Raw genomic sequence first — 18129 nt, 5'->3', positions numbered from 1 at the left:
TCACTCCTCACACATAGGGTCGAGTCGGGTGGGTGGGTCAGACCTGCTGGCCGACGTTCCAGAAGAAGTTGATCAGCGTCACCGACGCTCCGCAGATCACTGCCGCACCGCAGGAGACGAGGACGCCGACTTTTCCGCGGCCGGCGAGATGCGGGTTGGAGGAGTTCGCGCCGAAGCCCCACACGATCGCCGAGATGATCAGCGCCAGCACGGACAGGATCAGACCGACGGTCATCACGGCTCCGACGATGGTGCGGAGCTGTGCGATACCAGGCAGGCCATCGCTGTTGGGATCGATGTTGATGTCCATGGGCATGAGCACGGGCAGGGCGGTGATGAGATCGAACACGGTGGGCCTCCTGACGAACGTTCTCCGCCCGTAGTGCGGAGGACATGGATGGGTTCGGCGGTCAGGTGCGCGGCCCGACCCGTGACGCCGCAAACACGACAGGTCCGGTACGTGGGCGGCAGGGCGGCGTTAGAGCTGCTGGCCAAGCGTGATGAGCCAGTTCATCCACGCGACCCCGCCGCCGGCCACGACTGTGGTCCCGAGCGCGGTCCACGCGCCGATGCGTGCCTTGGACGCGGCGGTGTGGTTGCCGTTGGCAGTGGCGATGGCCCAGATGATGGCGGAGACGATCAGCATCAGCACGGCGGTGATGAGCACGAACGTCAGGAGCGCGCCGACTACTTCGCGCAGGTCGCCGATGCCGCTCAGGCCTTCGAAGTCGGGGAACACGTCCATGGCCGTCAGCTTCCGGCCCGGACAGTGACGTGGAGGTGGTCGATGTGCCGGGTGGTGATATCGGTGCCGTGCGCGTAGTCGCGCCATCCTTCGGCGTCTCGGGCCAAGGACCAGATCTTGTTCTGCCAGATCAGATACTCGACGCCGAGGTTTTCGGCGTGGTCCTTCATCCAGTTGGTGACCTGCCATCCGGCCTCGAGCTGCGGGGGAGTGGGGTTGGTGCCGATGGCGTTACCGAACGTCAGATCGCAGGCCCGGCCCAGGGGGTGTTCGGAGACGGTGCCGGGACGTGGCGAGTAGCAGGACCAGGAGGTTTCCGGGAATGCTGCGGTGGCCTGGGTGTGGAGGTGAAGGAGGCGGGCGGTGATCTGCCCGCCGCTGGTTGGGTCGTCGACCATTCGGTCTGGGTCGCCATCCACCGGCTCCGGCTCCCCGCCCGGTGTCCCCGGCCCGGGGTTGCAGCCGCCGGGTGTGCCGGTGGCAGGCTCGGGAAGATCGGCGGCGTTGTGGGCGTTGAGCCAGGAGGCGGGGTCCGTGTGCTGGCCGTTGGTGCCGCCATTGTGGACCTCGAAGTGCAGGTGCGGGCCGGTGGAGTTGCCGGAAGAGCCGACGTCGCCGATGTGCTGTCCGGCGGTCACGGTGTCGCCGGCGGTGACGCGGATGCCGGTCTCCCACATGTGCGCATACGCCGTCGCCACGACTGCTCCGTCCATGTGATGTTCGATGACGACAAGTCCGCCGTAGCCGCCGGAGAACTCGGCGACGGTCACGGTTCCGTCTGCCGCGGCGAGGATGGGGGTGCCGTCGGGGGCGGCGAAGTCAGCACCGGTATGGAACGAGTTCTCCCCGCTGATCGGGTGGACCCGGGGCCCGTAGTCCGAGGAGGGAACCCAGGTTCCCTCCGGCAGCGGGAACACCACCCGCGACGACTCTGCCGCGGTCATCACTATTGGCGCGACTGTGCCGCCGGTCGAAGTGCCCGCAGTGGTCGTGGTGATGAGGTTGGTCAGGATGGTCTCGGCGACGGGCTCGTAGTTGCGGTAGCGGTCGGGGTAGGCAGATACCTCGACGGCCTGGGCGGCTTCGCCTTTGTCCATGGATTCCCAGCCGGGGATGTCCAGCAGCCCTCGGGGACTCGGGTAGTTCGGGCCGTCTGGTCCTCCGAAGAACGCCCGCGCCTGATAGACGGGGTCCATGAGGTCGGCGACCGTGCCCCACCCGGACTGAGGTCGCATCTGAAACAGACCCAGCGAGTCGTGGTCGGAGCCGTCACCGTCGTTGGGGTAGTTCCCGGACTCGGGGTAGGTGCCCGTGTTGGCGAGCATGCGCAGGGTGGATTCGGTGAGGGCTGCCATCAGCGCGATCTGGAGCCCGTCCCGGGTAACCCCGTCGATGCCCAAGCCGGTCTCGATGATTGTCGCGGCGTGGGTGAGCTGACGGTTGTTGAGGGTGAATGTCTCGCCGTTCGCGGTGGTCACGCTCAACGACTCGGGGACATCGCCGATCGTGATGCCGTTCCCGGCGACGGTGCACGCAGCCGTGGAAGCGGGGTTCATCAACACCCCGACCCCGACCAACGCAAACGACGGGCCGAGCAGAACCAAGGCGAGCGCGGCAGCGGCAAGCTTCTTCACGAGTGATTCACCCCGGCCTTATCGAAGGGGGTTGTCGAGCTGCGACAGCCGCAGCAGATGGCAGGTGTCGTAGGTCGGGCCGCAGACGATGAACACCGTGAACGCAACCGGATGCTCGGAGGCGACCGATTCGTTGTTCCAGAAACCAGAGCGGTGGCGGGTGCCCTCGATTGTGTAGGCGGTCGTTCCCGCAGCGAGCTGGCCCGGCTGAGCCTGGCCGATGGCGGTGTCCCAGGCATCGGGGACGATCAGGGTGTCGATGGTGAGGTGCTGGGTCGTGGCGTACTGGCGCAGCTCGACCCACGCTTCCCGGGTGGGCAGGTAGGTGGCGATGTCGGAGGCAAGTCCGGCTTGCTCGGCTCCAGTGGGGTCGCCGACTGCGAGGAGAACTGAGGTGTAGTCCAGGGGCATGAATCCGGACGCGGTGTCCCAGGCAAACAGGGCGGTCGCAACGTTGCGGGCGAAAGTCTCCGGATCATCCGACCCGGCTACGACGGGCAGGCGCGGTGTCGCAGTCGGCGCCGGGACGGTAGGTGTTGTGGCAATTGGCCCAGGACCGGTCGAGCCGCTGTCGGTGCCGGCTGGCGTGGGTGGTCCGGTGATGAGGCCGTAGACGCCGACACCGGCCAGCACGAGAACCGCCGCGACTGCGGCGAGCACGGCGATCCACCGGCGACGGATGCGGGGGTCAGTGAGGTCGGGTGTCTTCATGCTCCGTAGGTGCACTACGGGAACCCAGCGGCCCGAAGAGCGGCGCGGAGAAGTCAGAGGGCGCGTAGGTGACCGCGGACGGGCGCGAAGTCGCTGCCGGTCTGTCGGTCGTGGGCGGCACGCAGCTCGTCCGCGAACCGGCCAGTCCCGGCGACGGTGGTCAGGAAGGACTCGATCTGTTCGTCGCTGAGTTCGGCGGCGAGTTGCTCGGCGTCGTAGTGGGTCCACCAGTCGACCAGTTCGCCCCAGGTGAGCACGAACGCCCGCACCGGATACCGCACCGGCTCGCCACCTGCATCGGAGAGCGGGATGGGGCGGGGCGTGCGTTTCTTCGTCTTGCTGTTCTTGGCTCGGGCGAGCGCGTCGGAGGCGAGCTGGTGCAGGTCAGTCTCACGCCGATCTTGAGCGGTGGTCGCCGTAGCGCGGACGGATTCGTAGATGGGATGCACCGGCGCGCCAGCATCGATGCGTGCCAACTCAGCGGTGACGTGCGCGCGGAGTTCGGTCGGTTGGGCGGGGTCGGCGGCGATTTGCTCCAGGTAACTGATCTTGTCGAGGGTCTTGTAGGAGGCGCCGCCCGGGATCATCGCCGCGGCCTGCTCGCGGGTCTTGCCGCGTGAGCCGAGTGACGGTCGTGGAAAATTTCCACCACCGTCAGCTCCCGGCTGGTGGTCGCTGCTGAACATGGTTGCTGCTTGTCGCCGTTCGGCGTCTTCGGCCATCAGGGTCTTCAGTTCCCGGTAGAGGGCGGCCGCCTCGGTCTGCGTCAGTGGCTTGTGCAGCGCGTTGTCGTCCTGCTCGGCCAGGAGATATCCGAGGCGGTCGGAGATCCCGGAGCGGACCCACACGTTGACCTTCTTCCACCCGAGACGTGTGATCGCCGCCAGTCGACGTGCACCGCACACCAGCACCCCGTCGGGAGTGATCGTGATGGGTTGCAGGAGCCCGTCGCGATCAATGGACGCAGCAAGTTCATCGATGTCGCCCAGCTCGGTGCGATGCCGGCGTCCGACCCGAATCGAGGCGACCGTCCGCTCCAGCTCGATGAACCCCGATGGCGCGCTCACCGCGACCCACCCCCGCCAGGTTCGCGAGGGGCGGCGAGAGAGACGGCGAGGACGAGGTCGTCATCACGCAACAGCACCGCGACGGGCTCGCCGATCAGAAGCCGTAGCAGCACGCCCCGACCGGCAGCAGTCGCGGCGTAGGCAGGGTGAGGATTGCCCAGTACCGCTTTCAATAGAGCAGTCCAAGAGGTGCGAGGGATGTCGAGCAAAGCTCGGGCATGCTTGTCGCGTCGCAACGCCTCGTAGGTGGCCTGACGGGTGCCAGCCCTGGTCAGTGCCCCGCAGACGTGTTCGATCCCGGCTCGCGCGGTCGCCGGCGGCCAGTCCAGCAGGGTGAAGAACGCGATGGCATCCTCGACCGCCGACGACGCCGAGGTGGACGCCCCTGCCGAGGGCTCGTCCTCACCTTGGCTCTTGCCGTCGCCTGTTGGCGTTGGATCGGTGACGTGGAACGCGGGGTCGTAGTCGATCAGGGGATTGTCGCGGTCGCTGAAGCGTTCCGGGTCGTGGAATGCCGACACGTGCGGGCGTCGTGCCTGATGTACCGAGCACAGCAAGCCTTGGGCGCGTTCCTCGAAGATGCAGGTGATCCGCACCGCATGAGTGATTACCGCCCACGGGTCGACCGCGGTCCGGGCGGCCCGGGTGCGCATCACGTCGAACGCTGCGGACGCGGCCTCCCATGGGTCCAACCCGTGCTTGCGTGCCAAGGGCGCGTACTTCTCGGCTACGAACTCCATCAGCTCGGCTGCCATTGGGTCGCGTCGCCATGCGCCAGGCCCCGAGGCGTGGAGCCGGCGCAGCAGGACTCGTAGGCCTTCGCTGGTTGTGAAGTCCTCGACGCTCTCGGTCGGGCGCTCGGTGGTCGTGTGCGTGTTCTCGGTCATGGTCAGGGCACCTCCTGACACACAGGTGCGCACGCGCCCCCAGCAGACGTCATCGGCGACGTGTCGGTGCTGGGGGCGCGCATCGTCAGCTCACCTCAGCCCGATCCCCGAACGCGTCACCCAGGACTGTGACCCGTCCGAACGCCCGAAGTCCGACACCGGCGGTAAACGGCGTGCCCGCTCGGCCTCGACGGTTTGTACGTCGCTGATCCTGCGTCTGCCCGCACGGACCGCCTGACCCGGGAGGCTACGGGTGCGGCGGGCCAGCTCGACCTCGAAGTCGATACCCCGACCCGCCAACGTGGCACCGTGACGAGCCATCAGGTCGCTAGGTCGCACCCACTCCACACCCCGCACCCGTCGGACGGACGCTCCTGTCGGCGACGTGTCGCTGCCCGGGCGGCTGATTCTTGCGGCCTGCACCGCCTCCGGGGTCTCTGTCCTGTCGGCGCGCTCCGATGAGGTGGGGGCCGTATCCGGCTCGGGCGCGTGTTGATGGCGCTCGTGTGGCTGGGCGGGATGGCTGCTCATGAGTTCTCTGCCTCCTCGATGTCGGCATCTTCTGTGTCGTCGGGGAGGTGCGCGCTGGCGAACCACCGGCCCACGGTCGAGGGATGTACCTGGAGCTCGCGGGCGATCTTCTTGTTCGACCACCCCCGGCCATGGAGCTCCCGAGCGTGGTCGCGCCGATCCGCGGCAGCAGCCGCGGGGAGCGGTGCTTCCTCAACAGCGGGGAGCCGTTTCAAGAGCGTGCTCCCAACGCGCGGCGGTGGTGCGAGGCTTCGTTGCACGGTCGTGGTACCTGAGACGTCCGGCGTCTCCTCAACGGGTGACGGCTCCCCAGCGGTGGGGAGGGGGCGGGTGAGGATGACGGTCAGATGGGTGATCGCCAGCAGCACAACCGGCGGGACTGCCGCCACACTCGCGGCCAGCACACCTGGGACACCGGCGTCGGCGGCGACGACGGCGTGGATCGCGTTCGCGGTCACAGACACGGCGGCCCCGCCGACCAGCAGCGCCCACGGGTACCAGGCTGACCGCTGTCCGGCCAGGGCGACGACGGCGACGGTAGCGACCACGATAATCCCGTCCACGATCAGCGGCCAAGCCCATGCTTGTTCTTCACCGATTCCGGACCGGGCGGCAAGATCTGCCAATGCCGTGAAGCTGAGCCAGAACGCCCCCGCAGCGATGAATATCGTCCCGGCCACAGCCGTCACTACCGCCCAACGCCGGCCCACTTGCTCGGCGAGAATGGAGGTGGACATCACAGCCTCCGCATATTCGACGGACCCACAGCAGCAGGATCTCCGGCAAACCAGATGCCTGCCTCTGAAGGTGCCAAGGCTCGCACCGAGGCCGAGGCCGAGGCCGCGGCCGCGTCCCTGTCGGGATGAGCGGCACGGTAGGCAGAACGGATGGTCGCGATGATCTCCCGTTCACCCAAACCCGCATCCGAAGCAGCAGTGCCCAGTACGTCGAGGGCATCGGAGGTTGGCAGGCCGTTCTCCGCGAGCCGGCACGCGGCCCAGAACAGGCTGCGGTTCCGCTCACCCTCCGCGCGTCCAGCGACCCACGCCGCCAACCGCGACACATCCGCACCTTGCCGCTGAGCTGTATTCATCGGCTCGCGAACTGTGGGGCGCGGGTCGAGGAAATCTCGCAACCGATCCGAGTCGAGCACCGAGGACGTTCCGGCCTCGACCCGCCGCACCCGATAACCGACAACGTCTCCGGCGATGGACATCCGTGAGGGTGGGACGACGATGTATCCGCCGTCGCCACGGAAGTCGATCCCCGCGCGCGCCGCCTGCCAGGACCGTTGCACCTGACCAGACGTGGACCGGTAGTAAGCGTGCATCCCACCGGACGGCGTCGATACCAGGAGCTGCCACCCGTCCAGCAGATCCGCTCGATGGGCGCGGGAGAAACCACGGAACCCATCGACAGGGCCATGGACATCGACATCCACCACGACCATGCCCGAGGGTGCACCGGTCGGGACGCCGATGTTTGCCCCAGGAGACCGGCCCCACCATGCGGCGACTCGGTCGGCGTCGGTCGTGGCGTCGTGGAAGCCGTGCTCGGTCAGCGGTCGCTTCCCGCCGGGTATGCACGGGAACACCGGCACTCCCACGCGGGCCAGCTCTTCGGCGGCAGCAGGCAACGACTGCGGGCCGGATGCTCGCCTCAACGCACTGGCGAACACGTCCGGGAAGACCATCACAGGCCTCTCTCTCGCGCCGTTGCAGCCGCTACGGTCGTGACCCGCGGGCCAGCGTCATGTAGCAACGCTGCGCGTTCGGGCGCTGACCGTTCGCTACCGGACTGGGTCCGTTGCGGTGTCTCGCGGTCCAAGCCCGGCGGGGTGCCGTCCCCGATCTGGGTGGTATCGAGCTGGTCGAGGATTCCCATCGCGGTCTTGCGAACCCGCTCACCGGCGGTCTTGACGATCTCGACCGGCTCCTTGCCGTCGACCCTGGCCGCCCAGGTCGACACGTACGGAATCGTGTAACCAGAAGTGTCCATGCCGTGGGCGGCGCCGATCATCAGCGCGACCGACTCTGCCTCGACCTCCCCGATTCCACGATGCTGGCGAGCGTTCTCGGCATCAAGGCCGTGCATGAGCACATGACCGAGTTCGTGAGCGAGAGTCTTCACCTGTGCGGCCGGGTCCATGTTTTCTCGCACCGCCACCGTCTTCGCGGTGTAGTCCGTCATACCGTTGGCACCGTGGATCAGCCCCTCATGCGGGACCCGCAGCACCTCAAACCCGCGCTCCTCGACCACGGCTGCCAGTCCGCGCCATAGACCGGCAGGGGCCTCGCCTTCCAGCAGGCGTGGTGAGGGCGGTTCCGGGATCGGGTCTCCAGCCGTCTGCGCGACATCCCACACGTAGGCAGGGCGGGCGGCGATCATCTTCGACCGCACGACCTCGCCCGGCCGGGGCTGCTCGTCCTTCCCAAGCCGACGCCATGAATCGGAGGCGGCGGGATTCGATGAGGCGAAGCGTCCCGTTACCGGGGCGAAGATCATGTACCCCGATTGCCCCTTCTCTACCTGGCGGCCCAACCCCTGCCACTGCCTGTAACCCGCGACATACGACGGCATGGGGTCGGGCACGCGACCTGCCTCGTAGGCGGCCTCATGCTGCGCCCAGATCAGCAATGTGTTGGAAAACGATCGTGCCCGAAACCGTGCCGCGAACGCGAGCGCCCGAGCCCAGTCATCACCGGAGACGAGTTGTTCCACGGCGCCGGTCAGGCGCTCATGCAGCTCGTCGAGCTTTGTCTCCCGCGCTTCCTGGGATTGCTCCCGCGTTTTGTCCATGGCCTGGTCTCCTCCCGATACCCTGAGCACCGGGCCGATCGGGCTCGGTGACCATCAGGTACGCCGGGATCACCAGCAACGAGAGACGGACAACGGAAAGATTGTGGCCGTCAGGAACAGTGGTGAACCCAACGAGTCTCTACTGGACTACCAGCCTCATCAACTGCCCGAAGGGCAAACCGGTCGCCTTTAGGTGGATGCGGCACCAAATGACAAGATCCGGCGCATCACTTCGCGATGACTTTGCGGAGCTGCCGATATTTACCCGGGCTCACTCCGGCGTATTGGCGGAACAGTCGGCTCGCGTGACTACGGGAGTGCCAACCGACCCGCTGCATCGCGGCGGCGACGGTCAGGTCCGTCTCCCTGAGATATTTGGCCAGTTGCTCGGCACGGATCATTGTCAGGAATGCCAATGGGGTCTTGCCGTAGGCCTCTACGAACAAAGTACTTAGTCGCGATGGCGAAAGGTGTACCTCGGATGCAAGCTGGTCGAGGGTCCAGCGTCGTTCGGGGAACCTGCGAAGCAAGCCAGCGGTGCGGCGTACCTCGATGCGCAATGGGGTGAACCGCCGACGCTCTGGCATGGAGGACTGACTATCCACACGCTGTGAGCCCGAGAGTTGCGCCGTCGATTTGGTCATCAGCGGCACAACCACATCTGCGATCTGAGACCACAGCGCCTGCATCCGTAGAAAGTGGAGGGAGAAGCGTCCATCAGCGCTGAGCCTGACCAACTCGTCTAACCACGGCAGCAACACGCTTGCCCGAGCTTCCCCAAGCCGGAGAATTTGCACCGGGTCCGTGTAGACCGCCTTGACGAAGCCCTGCGCGTCGAGACGATCGCGGATAACCCCGGCGTACTGCCAGCGCAACTGATCGAGTACGTAATCGTTGTCGGCGTAGATCGTCGTGACCGTAATCCGACCTTCCGGCTCGGAGCCGCACAACGTGTTGGCCGCCAGCACAATTACATCTCCGGGCCTGACTGGCTTCTGCCAGAACTTCGAAAGGAGAATCGCGGAGCCGTCGCGAACGACGATTACTTTCACGCAGTCATAAGCGACCGGCGCTACTGGGGAGTCAAGCGTCGATGTGCGTGCCATGAGCGGCGAGTAAGCGCGATCTGTTCCACACCGATGAGAGGCAACGTCGACTGACGATGCCAAGTCTCGGGGGCGCGTCACCGGCGTCTCGCCACTCATGGCCACGACCTGCTACTTGACTGGACGCCTACCGTTCTCGCGGCGATGCTCGTTCTCGCGAAGATCCTTGAAGTACCGAGCAACGGGCCAGCGCTCGAAACCCATGGATTCGTATGCGGCTCTCGCAGGTGCGTGGCCGCCGTCGTCCCCAGTCTCGACCATAACCATTCTCATGCCCGCGGCGCGCACCCTAGCGAACGAACGCTCCATGAGCAGCCTGCCGACACCTCGCTGCTGATATTCGGGGGCGACGACGAGGACGTAAACCTCACCCATGTCGTCCTCGGGATGCAGGCGGGTGCAGACCCATCCAATAGGGCGGTCTCCGTCGAGAGCGAGTTCAATGCTGTCCGGTTCCGAGTCGAGGGTCGCTGCGAGATCTCGGTACTGACGATCACGCCAACCGGAGGGATAGAAGGACTCGTAGACGAAGGCAGGGACGTCTCCAATGAGCAGTGGAAACACTGGTTCCCATGCCTGAATGGCGAGATCCAGCAGAGCGGTACGGTACTGCGGTTGATAGGCAACTATGTGTGCCATTTAAATGGTTCCTTGTCGTCTCGGGAGGATTAGATACCTTCCGGCGACTCACCAAGCCGACTTGTGTCAGGTCACACAAGAACATCCGAGGAGGGCGGCACTCTCTGCCGCTCTCAACTCGGCCTACAAGGCACGTCGCCGCTAGACGACGTTCTTGGGCTTGTTGTGCTGGTAACTACAAGTCATGACTCGTACTTTACCAGCACGGATTCTCTCGTCCGGCTGAGAGGGATGCGACGGTGGACGCAGGTCCCAGCCGGACGCTGCACGGGGTATCCATGGCGAGCGAGGTGTTTCAACGAAGGTCACGGACGCCCGCTGGCCGACACATACCGTGTCGAAGGCGGGACCTCCGTTGCTTCGCACGACGCTCGTTGCTGTTCAGTGGGGGTCCAGGGGGTGCCGTACCTCGCTTTCTCGCATGCGCCCAGCCATCAGCGCGATAAGCGCCAGAACTGGTGGGATGACTCCTGCGATCACGAAGATTGTGGGGATGGGAACGAGGAGCGAAAGCGGACCGGCTATCGCGATCGAGACCGGCATGAACGCGATCGAGACGAAGAAGTCGAGGCTCGCGACTCGGCCGATCATGTCGAGCGGCACGAGTCGCTGAAGTAGCGTCCCCCAGACAACGACCCCGGCTCCCGTCGCTGCGCCGACAATGAACAGCGCTGCGAGCATCAGGATCAGGTTGTTGGCGACGCCGATAACCACGAGAGGAAGCGTGCCCCCGCCCCAGCAGACGATCATGAACGTGAGGTAGCGACGCGGGAGCTTCAGCGACGAGACAACGAGCGAGCCGACCGCCCCGCCGATCCCGTATGCAGCGAGGAGGAATCCGAAAGTCGCTTCGGCGTCCTCGAATCGGTCGCGGGTAAGGAAGGGCAGGAGCACCTCGATTGGACCCTGGATGATGAGCGCGAGTGAGGAACCGAAAATCAGCGTCCAGAGCAGCCAGCGCGTGCGCGACACGTAATTTACTCCCGCGCGGAGGTCTCCCCAGATGCTCGCACGCTCCTCGGGCGATGTGCCGCGAACTGGTTCGTTGCGGTGGCTGAGGAACAGAGTGATGACGAATGCAACCAAGTACGAGCCCGCGACGATTGCCGCCCCGATGGCAGGGAAGAAAAGACCGACGACGATTCCCCCGAGAGCGGGGCCGAGCCCTTGACCCATCGATGGGCGTAGTGCGCCCTCGAGTCCATTCGCAGCAAGGAGTTGTTCTGCCGGAAGTACCTCTGGCAAGTACGCGCTGTACGCCGGGTAGAAAAACGCGCTTCCGGCGCCCATCGCGAACGAGGCGACGCCGACGTGCCACAGCTCGATCGTTCCGGTGAGCGATAGAACGGCCACCATACCCATGACGACGGCGGTGCACCCCTGAACGGTGATGATGATTCGGCGTTTGGAGAATCTATCCGCGACCACGCCGCCGAGAATCGAGAACGCGAACAGGCCGAGACTCATGCCTGTTGCGACCGCGGAGAGCGCAAGGGGACTGTCATCAAGCGCGAGCACTTGGAAGACCATGACGATCGTCCACATACCCGTTCCGAAAACCTCGATGCCCACCGCAGCGAACAGAAGGCGGTAGTCCCGAGTCGCCAGAGGCCGCAAGGCACGCATCCGGTCGAACTTCTTCTCGCTCATACGAGTGCCTCGCGATCGACCGACGCCGTCAGTTGAAGGCTCGGCCAATCCTCCACGTCACGGAGAAGCTGCCGATCATGCGTCGAGAGAACGACGGCCGCCTGAGTTGCGCCGAGAGCCTCGGTGAGTTCATCAACGAGCGCAATGGAGAGATGATTGGTGGGTTCATCCAACAGCAGCACGTGGGGACGTGTCGCGAGCACGAGGGCCAGATCAAGTCTGCGCTGTTGCCCCATCGACAGCTCTCCCACGCGCTTGCCCGCCTCACGCGGACGCAGGAGACCGAGTTGTGAGAGGCCGATGGCTTCCGAGGACTCCATGACGCCTGCGGCGATGAGTTCGCCGACGTGCGTGGCGTATAGCTCGCTGACCCTCCGGTCCTCTGGCAGAGCGGTTTCCTGGCGGAGGTAGCCCAGCCGTGTTCCACGAGGACACCGGGCAGTTCCGGTGTCCGGACTCAGATCGCCAGCGGCGATGCTGATCAGCGTCGACTTACCGGCACCGTTCGGTCCGGTCACCACGAGGCGGCCCCGGTGTGAGAGCGAGAACGAAACCGGCTCGGTCAACCGCCCTGCGACACTGACGCTGTCGACATCAATGAGGACGGCCCCAGTCCTTGTCGGAAGGTCGGGGAACCGGAAGAGCTGCGGTGGTTCGGGGACCGTGACGGCGTGAGCTTCGAGGACTTCCTGGCGCCGGTGCACGTTCTGCACGAGCCCGCCGGCGCGGGTTGCGCGGCCGTGCTTATTGGTGCCCTTTTCCGGGCGCCATCCCGAGACGAGCCTGTTCTGTGCGGCGCTGAGGCTCTCCTGCAGGCGGGCGTGCTCGGCTTGCTGGCGGTCGTAATCCTGCTCCCACCGGACGCGTTCGGCTTGGCGCCCCTCCCTGTATCCGGAGTAACCGCTGCCGTAGATGCGCGGGCGATCATCCAGTGTCGGGTCAAGATCGACAACGGTGTCCGCAATGTCGGACAGCAGGGCTCGATCGTGGCTGACAACGACCACACCGCCGCTGCGACTTCGGAGCTGCGCCGTCAAGAAATCGAGTCCGCTGCGATCAATATGGTTGGTGGGCTCGTCGAGTAGGAGGAAGTCATGGTCCGCGCCTAAGAGGCAAGCCAAGCGGACCCGATACCTCTGCCCCACAGATAGATCAGCGAGCAACTTAGTCTTGTCGGTCTCCGCATCGAGGGCTTCGAGCGCTATCTGCACGCGCCGCTCGGCATCCCAGGCATCGAGCGCCTCGGCGAGTTCCAACGAGGCGGCGTACTCCTCTGCGGCTCCATCTATTCCGTTGGCAAGCGCGCGAGCGGCTGCATCGAATGTTGCCAACGCCGCGAGCGGTTCGGCGATTGAGTCCGCCACAGCCTGGCCAACGGTTCTCTCGTCGGCAGCTGTCATCTCCTGTTCGGCGAGGCCAAGAGTGCCAATGCGTTGCACAGTTCCGCTATCGGGCGGCAAGGTGCCGGCCAGGGCGTGCAGCAGGGTGGACTTTCCGCGCCCGTTCTCTCCCACGATCGCGACTCGGGATGAGGGCGTGACGACGAGGTTGACGTAATTAAGTACAGACATCGTGCCCCTCATCACAGAGACGTCGGTGGCACTGAGTTGCGCGCGATGGCGCGCCGGATGACGGTTGGTAGGGGTGAGCATTCGAATCCTTCGATACGACGTACCAGAAGCCGAGAGGCAAACGGGTACGCAAATGACGGCGACCCTAGGAAGGGTCAGAACGAGCGGCCGCCGCGGGCTCGGAGGTACTCAACGAGCGCGGTGGGCCTACTCAGCCGTCACAGGAAGTACAAATGCATGAACCCAATGTACCGCACATCGTCGCTCTCTCGCGAGGGCCGCTTTGCTCGGGCCCGGGAGGCGCTCTGCGGTTCAGTGCGATGGGTCTTGATCCTGCTCGAACCAGCTTCGCGCCTATTGCGCCCCCGCAGCAGTTGGAGATCAGGGCCAGTTGCTCGTCCTCCTCCGCTCAGCGTCAGGGTCTGGAGGTAGCCGGGAACCCGGTCCATCGCAGTTCGGCGGGTAGGTGGCTCATCTCGTTGAACATCGTTATGCCAGGTGCAAGACCTGGGCGGTAGTCGATGACAGTAAGAGCGGTATTGGCGCTGGAAAGGCCAAGCCACCGCCCTGGCGGGGCGTCGAGAGCGTGGCGAATGAGCCAAGCGATGGGATAGGCGTGGGTGATGAGAACCTCGTGGAGGTCGTCCCCATCTGCGGGTGTGGTGGCGAATCTCTCGATAAGACTGTCGGCGATCTTGTTCCCGGCTTTGGCTTCTTCGGCATCGTAGCCGTCGAAGAATGGCACCCAGGATGGTGGGGTTTCCTCAATCGAGGGCACGTACGGCACGTGGTCGATCAGCTCGGGGGCCTCGGCGACTGGCGGGTTTCCCTTCAGAAACAGGTCGAGTTCGGCCGCGGTATCTCGTGCACGGGGCAGCGGTGAGTGCCAGACAGCCGTGATCGGCAATCGTGAGAGACGTCGCCCGAGAAGCCTGGCCTGTTCGCGGCCGGTGTCGGTGAGTGCGCCGAATGCGTCGGCATCGCCATGCCGAGCGATGTAGAGGTACCTGATTGCCATAAGTGATTCGAGAGGTCGCATGCGAACATGCGTCTCCCGGTCTCCTTCCTTGAACGGGTGTTGCGCTTCATGTGGTCAGTGGATGGTGAGGGTGCCGTTCGTGCCATTGAGCGTGACGCGGGTGCCGTCTCTGATCAGCTCGGTGACATCGGTGATGCCGAGTACAGCGGGGATGCCGTACTCTCGCGCAACGATCGCGGCGTGTGACAGTGCCCCGCCGGCTTGGGTGACCACGCCCCCGGCGATCGTGAACAGCGGCGTCCACGCCGGGTCCGTGTGTGGGCAGATCAGGATCTCGCCCGGCTGAATACGCCCAAAGTCGCTCGGGCTGCGGATTACGCGCGCCTGACCGGACGCGACTCCATGAGCCCCCGGGGTACCGATCAACACTCGGTTGTCGGGCCGGGTGCCGCGGTGTATCGGCGGAAGCGAGGCGGTCACGGGGCGAGCCTGGAGAATCCATGTCTGTCGATCGGAGATTGCCCACTCGATGTCTTGGGGACCCCCAAGAACGGAGGCGACTCGGTCTCCGAGAGTTGCGAGGTGTGCGGCAGTCTCGTCATCCAGCGTGAGCGTGGTCCGCTGGTGTGAATCAACATCGCGAGCGGACACGCCAGCGATGTCCTCATTCCGATCCATCCGAGTCGTCTTCGTTCCGACGGTGTGACGGACGGTTCCGTTCGGGCCGACTTCGTAGGAGTCCGGTGTGACGGTCCCGCCCACAACTGCGAGTCCGAGCCCCCAGCTCGCCTCGATTCGTGCAGAGCCGTTGCGGCTAGCGGGCGTGAACAGTACTCCCGATGTGTCAGCGTCGATGAGTCGTTGCACCAGCACTGCCATCGTTGATTCCGACGCGACTCTGCTGGCATTGGTCTTGGCCCAATACTCGGTCACCCGTTCCGATGAGGCAGAGTCCCAGCAGTCGCCGATAGCGCTCAGAACGGCGTCTACGCCACGGACGGCGAGAATGCTCTCGTACTGGCCTGCCGCCGACGCGCCTGCGGTGTCCTCGTTCTCGGCCGATGAGCGAACCGCGACCGGTGGGTCCCCCATTCGGGAAAGAGCGACGTCGACCTGCGGGTAGAGCTTCTCCATCCGCATTGCAGACTCGGTGTGTAACGCTCGATGGGCCGCAAGCGGCACAACGAACCCGTCGGGCACCGGCAGTCCGGCGCGGAGCAGCGCTCCGAGCGCTGCGGCTTTGCCTCCGCAGGTTTCGGAAGACGCGTCTTTCAGATCAACCACTGCCATTTCGCTCATCAACGCTATGTTGACAACATTTTGTTGATAGCGCAAGATGTAAGACATGGAAAGTAAGCATGATCCGTCTCGCACAGGTGACACGGACTACGTGGAGGCGCTACGTGAGCGCGAGTCGCAGGAACGTCTCCTGGAGCTTGGCGCCGATGAGTTGGCACCGCGGCCCTGGCGACCTGAGCCTGCTCCGCCCACTGCGGTTGACCTCACGCAGTTCGCTCTCTGGCGCTCTGAGAGCCTCAGCTCAGACGATGTACTGAGCGCGCTCTCGCTTCTTCCCGCGGCGCGGTCCGAAGTCGAAGGCGTCGAGACCGGCTTGCTCTTCACTGCGCGCAATGCCGGGCTTACGTGGGCACAGATCGCTGAGGCAACGGGATTTCGCTCGCCGCAGGCGTGTCAGCAGTACTACACCCGATTGAGTGCGCGGCAAGGCGGGCAGGTATGACTCATCGGTCGCCGTCCGGTCTACGAATCCTGCATGCCACTAGGCTGCTTGGTTTTTCCGAAGCTGGCGAGATCGCCGACCGTGCCGGCGCGGCCAAGGACGAAACGCAGGAGTTTCTCCGAGAAGCCGAAGGAAAAGGCTGGACGAATGAGATGGCCTTCGCAGACCTTCGTGGATGGTCGCTCACCGATGAAGGCCGCGTCGAGAATGAACGCCAGCTCGCACTCGAACGCGGTACCGCCGACCCCGAGAGGGTGATCGAGGCCGTGCACCGCAGTTTCCTGCCGCTGAACGCCCGCCTACTGCGCGCCTGCACCGACTGGCAGCTCGCCCCCGTAACGGAAGATCGCTTTGCTCCCAACGATCACTCCGATCCGGTGCGAGATGAACGCATCCTGACCGAACTCGCTGCTCTCAGCGCTGCGCTCACGCCGCTGGTCGATCGGCTCACCGCAGTCTTGGACAGATTCGGCGGCTACGATACCCGTTTTGAAATGGCCCTGCGTTTAGCGCGGAGCGGACAACATGACTGGGTCGACAAAACGAGCATTGACTCGTGCCACCGTGTCTGGTTCCAACTCCATGAAGACCTCCTTGCAACGCTCGGCATCGACCGCAGCACCGAGGGAGCAATCGACCCTTACTAGCGCAAAACCGGTACGCCTGTGTCACGCCGTCGCCTGTCACGCATTAATGGGGGAGACGAGCGGCAGAATTCCTCGATCGCAGACATCCCGACGATTCCGAACGGACGATCTCTCGGCGTCCGTAATCGGGCTGCTCACCTGGCAGGCGCACGCGCCACGGTAGCCACCACCAGCGGTTTGACGCGCGCTGGGAGCACGCGAATCGGCCTCACTCGGCCTCCCTGCGCATCTGCCGTCCGAGCTGCCGCATCTGCCGTCCGAGCTGCCACGCCTCTTGCAGGTCGAGGAGCGGCACCTGTGCCGGAGAATGGGTACATGCCTGAATCTTGTGCTTTCTGCGGGTCGGTGGGGCCCCTGACCCGCGAGCACGTTTTCGGTCAGTGGGTGAGCAGGACAGGCTTGGATCTCGCTCCGATGCGTCATCACGCGGGCCCGTTGAATGCTCTGCCGCGCGACATGGGGGAGCAGCCCCCATTCCGGCAGACGGTGAAGAGCTTCTGCGGCTCGTGTAACAACGGGTGGATGAGCAACCTCGAAACGGTCGCGCAGCGAGTGCTGACCCCGTTGATCCTTGACGAGCCCGGAACGATCGCGCCGGAAGACCAAGCGGCGATCGCAACGTGGGTGCAAAAGACCGCGCTGACAGCGATGCTCCTCTCCAGCAAGGAGCAGCGGGAAAACGGTTACGGTCTCGCCCCATCGGAGTACAGGGCGCTCTACGAGCGCCGCGAGCTGGTGCAACCGCTGGATTTCAGCCAGTTCTGGGTCGGCCGATTCGAGGGAGTCAAGGGATTCTCGGCTGTACGCGTCACTCCGCTGACGGTGCGCATCCCCGACCTTCCCGAGCCGCCGCTGCCTCAGGGCTACGCGATGACGATCGTCCTTGGAGCGCTCCTCCTGCACGGCGTGCGGTTCACCACTCCAGGTCTTCAGGCGGACACGAAGACGGAGCTGGGGATGCCACCGTTGTGGCCATCAGAAAGATCGGTGATGTGGCAGCCGGACAGACGTGCACGGAGAAGTCTCTGCTCGCTCTCGCGGACGGGGGGACGTTGCGCGCAACGGGCGGGGAGGTGCGACTGCAACCCTGGTCTCACGCAGCTCACCTCCCGCAGAGCGCCTTCGAGAACGGTGCAATCAAAGTCCCGGCGCTGTGCCGCAAGCACGACATCTACTACCCCGCGGCACTATTGCAAGAAGCGCACCAGGGGCGGTTCTACGCATTCATGACTTCGTGCGAGTGCAGCGCCTATCTGATCCATACGGACTCCGACCGCATCCGCTTCCGAGCCGCGGGCGAACCGGAAGAAATTGCGGCCATGTACGCCGACATGGTTGGCGACGAGTTCCTCATCGAGGACCAGATTGGGGAGTTCGCCTGCAAAAGGCTGCCCGCCTGAGGCGACCCGCAGCGCAAAGCGC

General features: G+C 65.0%; 17 protein-coding genes. 2 read left to right on the top strand and 15 right to left on the bottom strand.

Translation table 11 applies throughout. The features are described from left to right. Nucleotides 1-37: 37 nt before the first annotated feature. From AC1C2M_RS06490 to AC1C2M_RS06420, 15 genes are all read right to left on the bottom strand, one after another. Nucleotides 38-349, bottom strand: a complete 312-nt coding sequence (locus tag AC1C2M_RS06490) for a DUF6112 family protein (protein WP_077685426.1) — start codon at nt 347-349, stop codon at nt 38-40. Between the two features lie 129 nt (nt 350-478). After that, nucleotides 479-745: a DUF6112 family protein gene (locus tag AC1C2M_RS06485; protein WP_077685425.1), complete on the bottom strand. Its 267-nt coding sequence runs from the start codon at nt 743-745 to the stop codon at nt 479-481. 5 nt (nt 746-750) lie between these two features. Continuing rightward, a complete protein-coding gene (locus AC1C2M_RS06480) occupies nt 751-2379 on the bottom strand; it encodes a M23 family metallopeptidase (RefSeq protein WP_495435639.1) in 1629 nt (542 codons plus the stop codon). 18 nt (nt 2380-2397) lie between these two features. Beyond that, nucleotides 2398-3090 carry a hypothetical protein gene (locus AC1C2M_RS06475; RefSeq protein WP_495435638.1) on the bottom strand — a complete coding sequence of 231 codons (693 nt, stop codon included), beginning with the start codon at nt 3088-3090 and terminating at the stop codon, nt 2398-2400. Nucleotides 3091-3143: 53 nt separating this feature from the next. After that, the gene (locus tag AC1C2M_RS06470) at nt 3144-4157 is read right to left on the bottom strand and encodes a ParB N-terminal domain-containing protein (RefSeq protein WP_495435637.1); all 1014 of its coding nucleotides are present in this window, start codon (nt 4155-4157) and stop codon (nt 3144-3146) included. After that, on the bottom strand, nt 4154-5044 hold the full coding sequence (locus AC1C2M_RS06465; protein ID WP_495435636.1) for a hypothetical protein: 891 nt from the start codon (nt 5042-5044) through the stop codon (nt 4154-4156). Before AC1C2M_RS06465 ends, AC1C2M_RS06470 begins: the two co-directional genes overlap by 4 nt. Nucleotides 5045-5571: 527 nt before the next feature. Beyond that, nucleotides 5572-6312 carry a DUF2637 domain-containing protein gene (locus tag AC1C2M_RS06460; protein ID WP_495435635.1) on the bottom strand — a complete coding sequence of 247 codons (741 nt, stop codon included), beginning with the start codon at nt 6310-6312 and terminating at the stop codon, nt 5572-5574. After that, nucleotides 6312-7268 (bottom strand): bifunctional DNA primase/polymerase, encoded by a 957-nt coding sequence (locus AC1C2M_RS06455; RefSeq protein WP_495435703.1) that lies wholly within the window; start codon nt 7266-7268, stop codon nt 6312-6314. Before AC1C2M_RS06455 ends, AC1C2M_RS06460 begins: the two co-directional genes overlap by 1 nt. After that, a complete protein-coding gene (locus tag AC1C2M_RS06450; RefSeq protein ID WP_495435634.1) occupies nt 7268-8374 on the bottom strand; it encodes an ArdC-like ssDNA-binding domain-containing protein in 1107 nt (368 codons plus the stop codon). The genes AC1C2M_RS06455 and AC1C2M_RS06450 overlap by 1 nt, the downstream gene beginning before the upstream one ends. 227 nt (nt 8375-8601) lie before the next feature. Next, nucleotides 8602-9480: a helix-turn-helix transcriptional regulator gene (locus AC1C2M_RS06445; RefSeq protein WP_495435633.1), complete on the bottom strand. Its 879-nt coding sequence runs from the start codon at nt 9478-9480 to the stop codon at nt 8602-8604. 111 nt (nt 9481-9591) lie between these two features. Further along, complete coding sequence (locus tag AC1C2M_RS06440) at nt 9592-10119, bottom strand: GNAT family N-acetyltransferase (RefSeq protein ID WP_495435632.1); 528 nt, start codon at nt 10117-10119, stop codon at nt 9592-9594. A 381-nt stretch (nt 10120-10500) separates the two neighbouring features. Then, the gene (locus AC1C2M_RS06435) at nt 10501-11769 is read right to left on the bottom strand and encodes an MFS transporter (RefSeq protein ID WP_495435631.1); all 1269 of its coding nucleotides are present in this window, start codon (nt 11767-11769) and stop codon (nt 10501-10503) included. Next, nucleotides 11766-13421, bottom strand: a complete 1656-nt coding sequence (locus tag AC1C2M_RS06430; protein ID WP_495435630.1) for an ABC-F family ATP-binding cassette domain-containing protein — start codon at nt 13419-13421, stop codon at nt 11766-11768. The genes AC1C2M_RS06435 and AC1C2M_RS06430 overlap by 4 nt, the downstream gene beginning before the upstream one ends. A 334-nt stretch (nt 13422-13755) precedes the next feature. After that, nucleotides 13756-14358 (bottom strand): histidine phosphatase family protein, encoded by a 603-nt coding sequence (locus AC1C2M_RS06425; protein WP_495435629.1) that lies wholly within the window; start codon nt 14356-14358, stop codon nt 13756-13758. 75 nt (nt 14359-14433) lie between these two features. Beyond that, nucleotides 14434-15618, bottom strand: a complete 1185-nt coding sequence (locus AC1C2M_RS06420; RefSeq protein WP_495435628.1) for a PEP/pyruvate-binding domain-containing protein — start codon at nt 15616-15618, stop codon at nt 14434-14436. A gap of 438 nt (nt 15619-16056) precedes the next feature. Between AC1C2M_RS06420 and AC1C2M_RS06415 the strand changes: the two genes are divergently transcribed. Together AC1C2M_RS06415 and AC1C2M_RS06410 are read left to right on the top strand one after the other, a co-directional pair. Then, nucleotides 16057-16707 (top strand): transcriptional regulator, encoded by a 651-nt coding sequence (locus AC1C2M_RS06415; RefSeq protein WP_495435627.1) that lies wholly within the window; start codon nt 16057-16059, stop codon nt 16705-16707. Between the two features lie 968 nt (nt 16708-17675). Then, the gene (locus tag AC1C2M_RS06410) at nt 17676-18107 is read left to right on the top strand and encodes a hypothetical protein (protein WP_495435626.1); all 432 of its coding nucleotides are present in this window, start codon (nt 17676-17678) and stop codon (nt 18105-18107) included. The last annotated feature ends 22 nt before the right edge of the window (nt 18108-18129 follow it).

It is taken from the genome of Mycetocola sp. Y444 (assembly GCF_059445295.1).
The sequence above is the reverse complement of the archived record's forward strand: the minus strand, read 5'-3'. Positions and strand labels throughout refer to the sequence as shown.

Excerpts from the sequence above, each read along its gene's own strand:
- AC1C2M_RS06485 (WP_077685425.1), bottom strand. The coding sequence starts at position 745 with ATGGACGTGTTCCCCGACTTCGAAGGCCTGAGCGGCATCGGCGACCTG.
- AC1C2M_RS06475 (WP_495435638.1), bottom strand. The coding sequence starts at position 3,090 with ATGAAGACACCCGACCTCACTGACCCCCGCATCCGTCGCCGGTGGATC.
- AC1C2M_RS06465 (WP_495435636.1), bottom strand. The coding sequence starts at position 5,044 with ATGACCGAGAACACGCACACGACCACCGAGCGCCCGACCGAGAGCGTC.
- AC1C2M_RS06460 (WP_495435635.1), bottom strand. The coding sequence starts at position 6,312 with ATGTCCACCTCCATTCTCGCCGAGCAAGTGGGCCGGCGTTGGGCGGTA.
- AC1C2M_RS06455 (WP_495435703.1), bottom strand. The coding sequence starts at position 7,268 with ATGGTCTTCCCGGACGTGTTCGCCAGTGCGTTGAGGCGAGCATCCGGC.
- AC1C2M_RS06450 (WP_495435634.1), bottom strand. The coding sequence starts at position 8,374 with ATGGACAAAACGCGGGAGCAATCCCAGGAAGCGCGGGAGACAAAGCTC.
- AC1C2M_RS06445 (WP_495435633.1), bottom strand. The coding sequence starts at position 9,480 with ATGGCACGCACATCGACGCTTGACTCCCCAGTAGCGCCGGTCGCTTAT.
- AC1C2M_RS06440 (WP_495435632.1), bottom strand. The coding sequence starts at position 10,119 with ATGGCACACATAGTTGCCTATCAACCGCAGTACCGTACCGCTCTGCTG.
- AC1C2M_RS06435 (WP_495435631.1), bottom strand. The coding sequence starts at position 11,769 with ATGAGCGAGAAGAAGTTCGACCGGATGCGTGCCTTGCGGCCTCTGGCG.
- AC1C2M_RS06430 (WP_495435630.1), bottom strand. The coding sequence starts at position 13,421 with ATGCTCACCCCTACCAACCGTCATCCGGCGCGCCATCGCGCGCAACTC.
- AC1C2M_RS06425 (WP_495435629.1), bottom strand. The coding sequence starts at position 14,358 with ATGGCAATCAGGTACCTCTACATCGCTCGGCATGGCGATGCCGACGCA.
- AC1C2M_RS06420 (WP_495435628.1), bottom strand. The coding sequence starts at position 15,618 with ATGAGCGAAATGGCAGTGGTTGATCTGAAAGACGCGTCTTCCGAAACC.
- AC1C2M_RS06415 (WP_495435627.1), top strand. The coding sequence starts at position 16,057 with ATGACTCATCGGTCGCCGTCCGGTCTACGAATCCTGCATGCCACTAGG.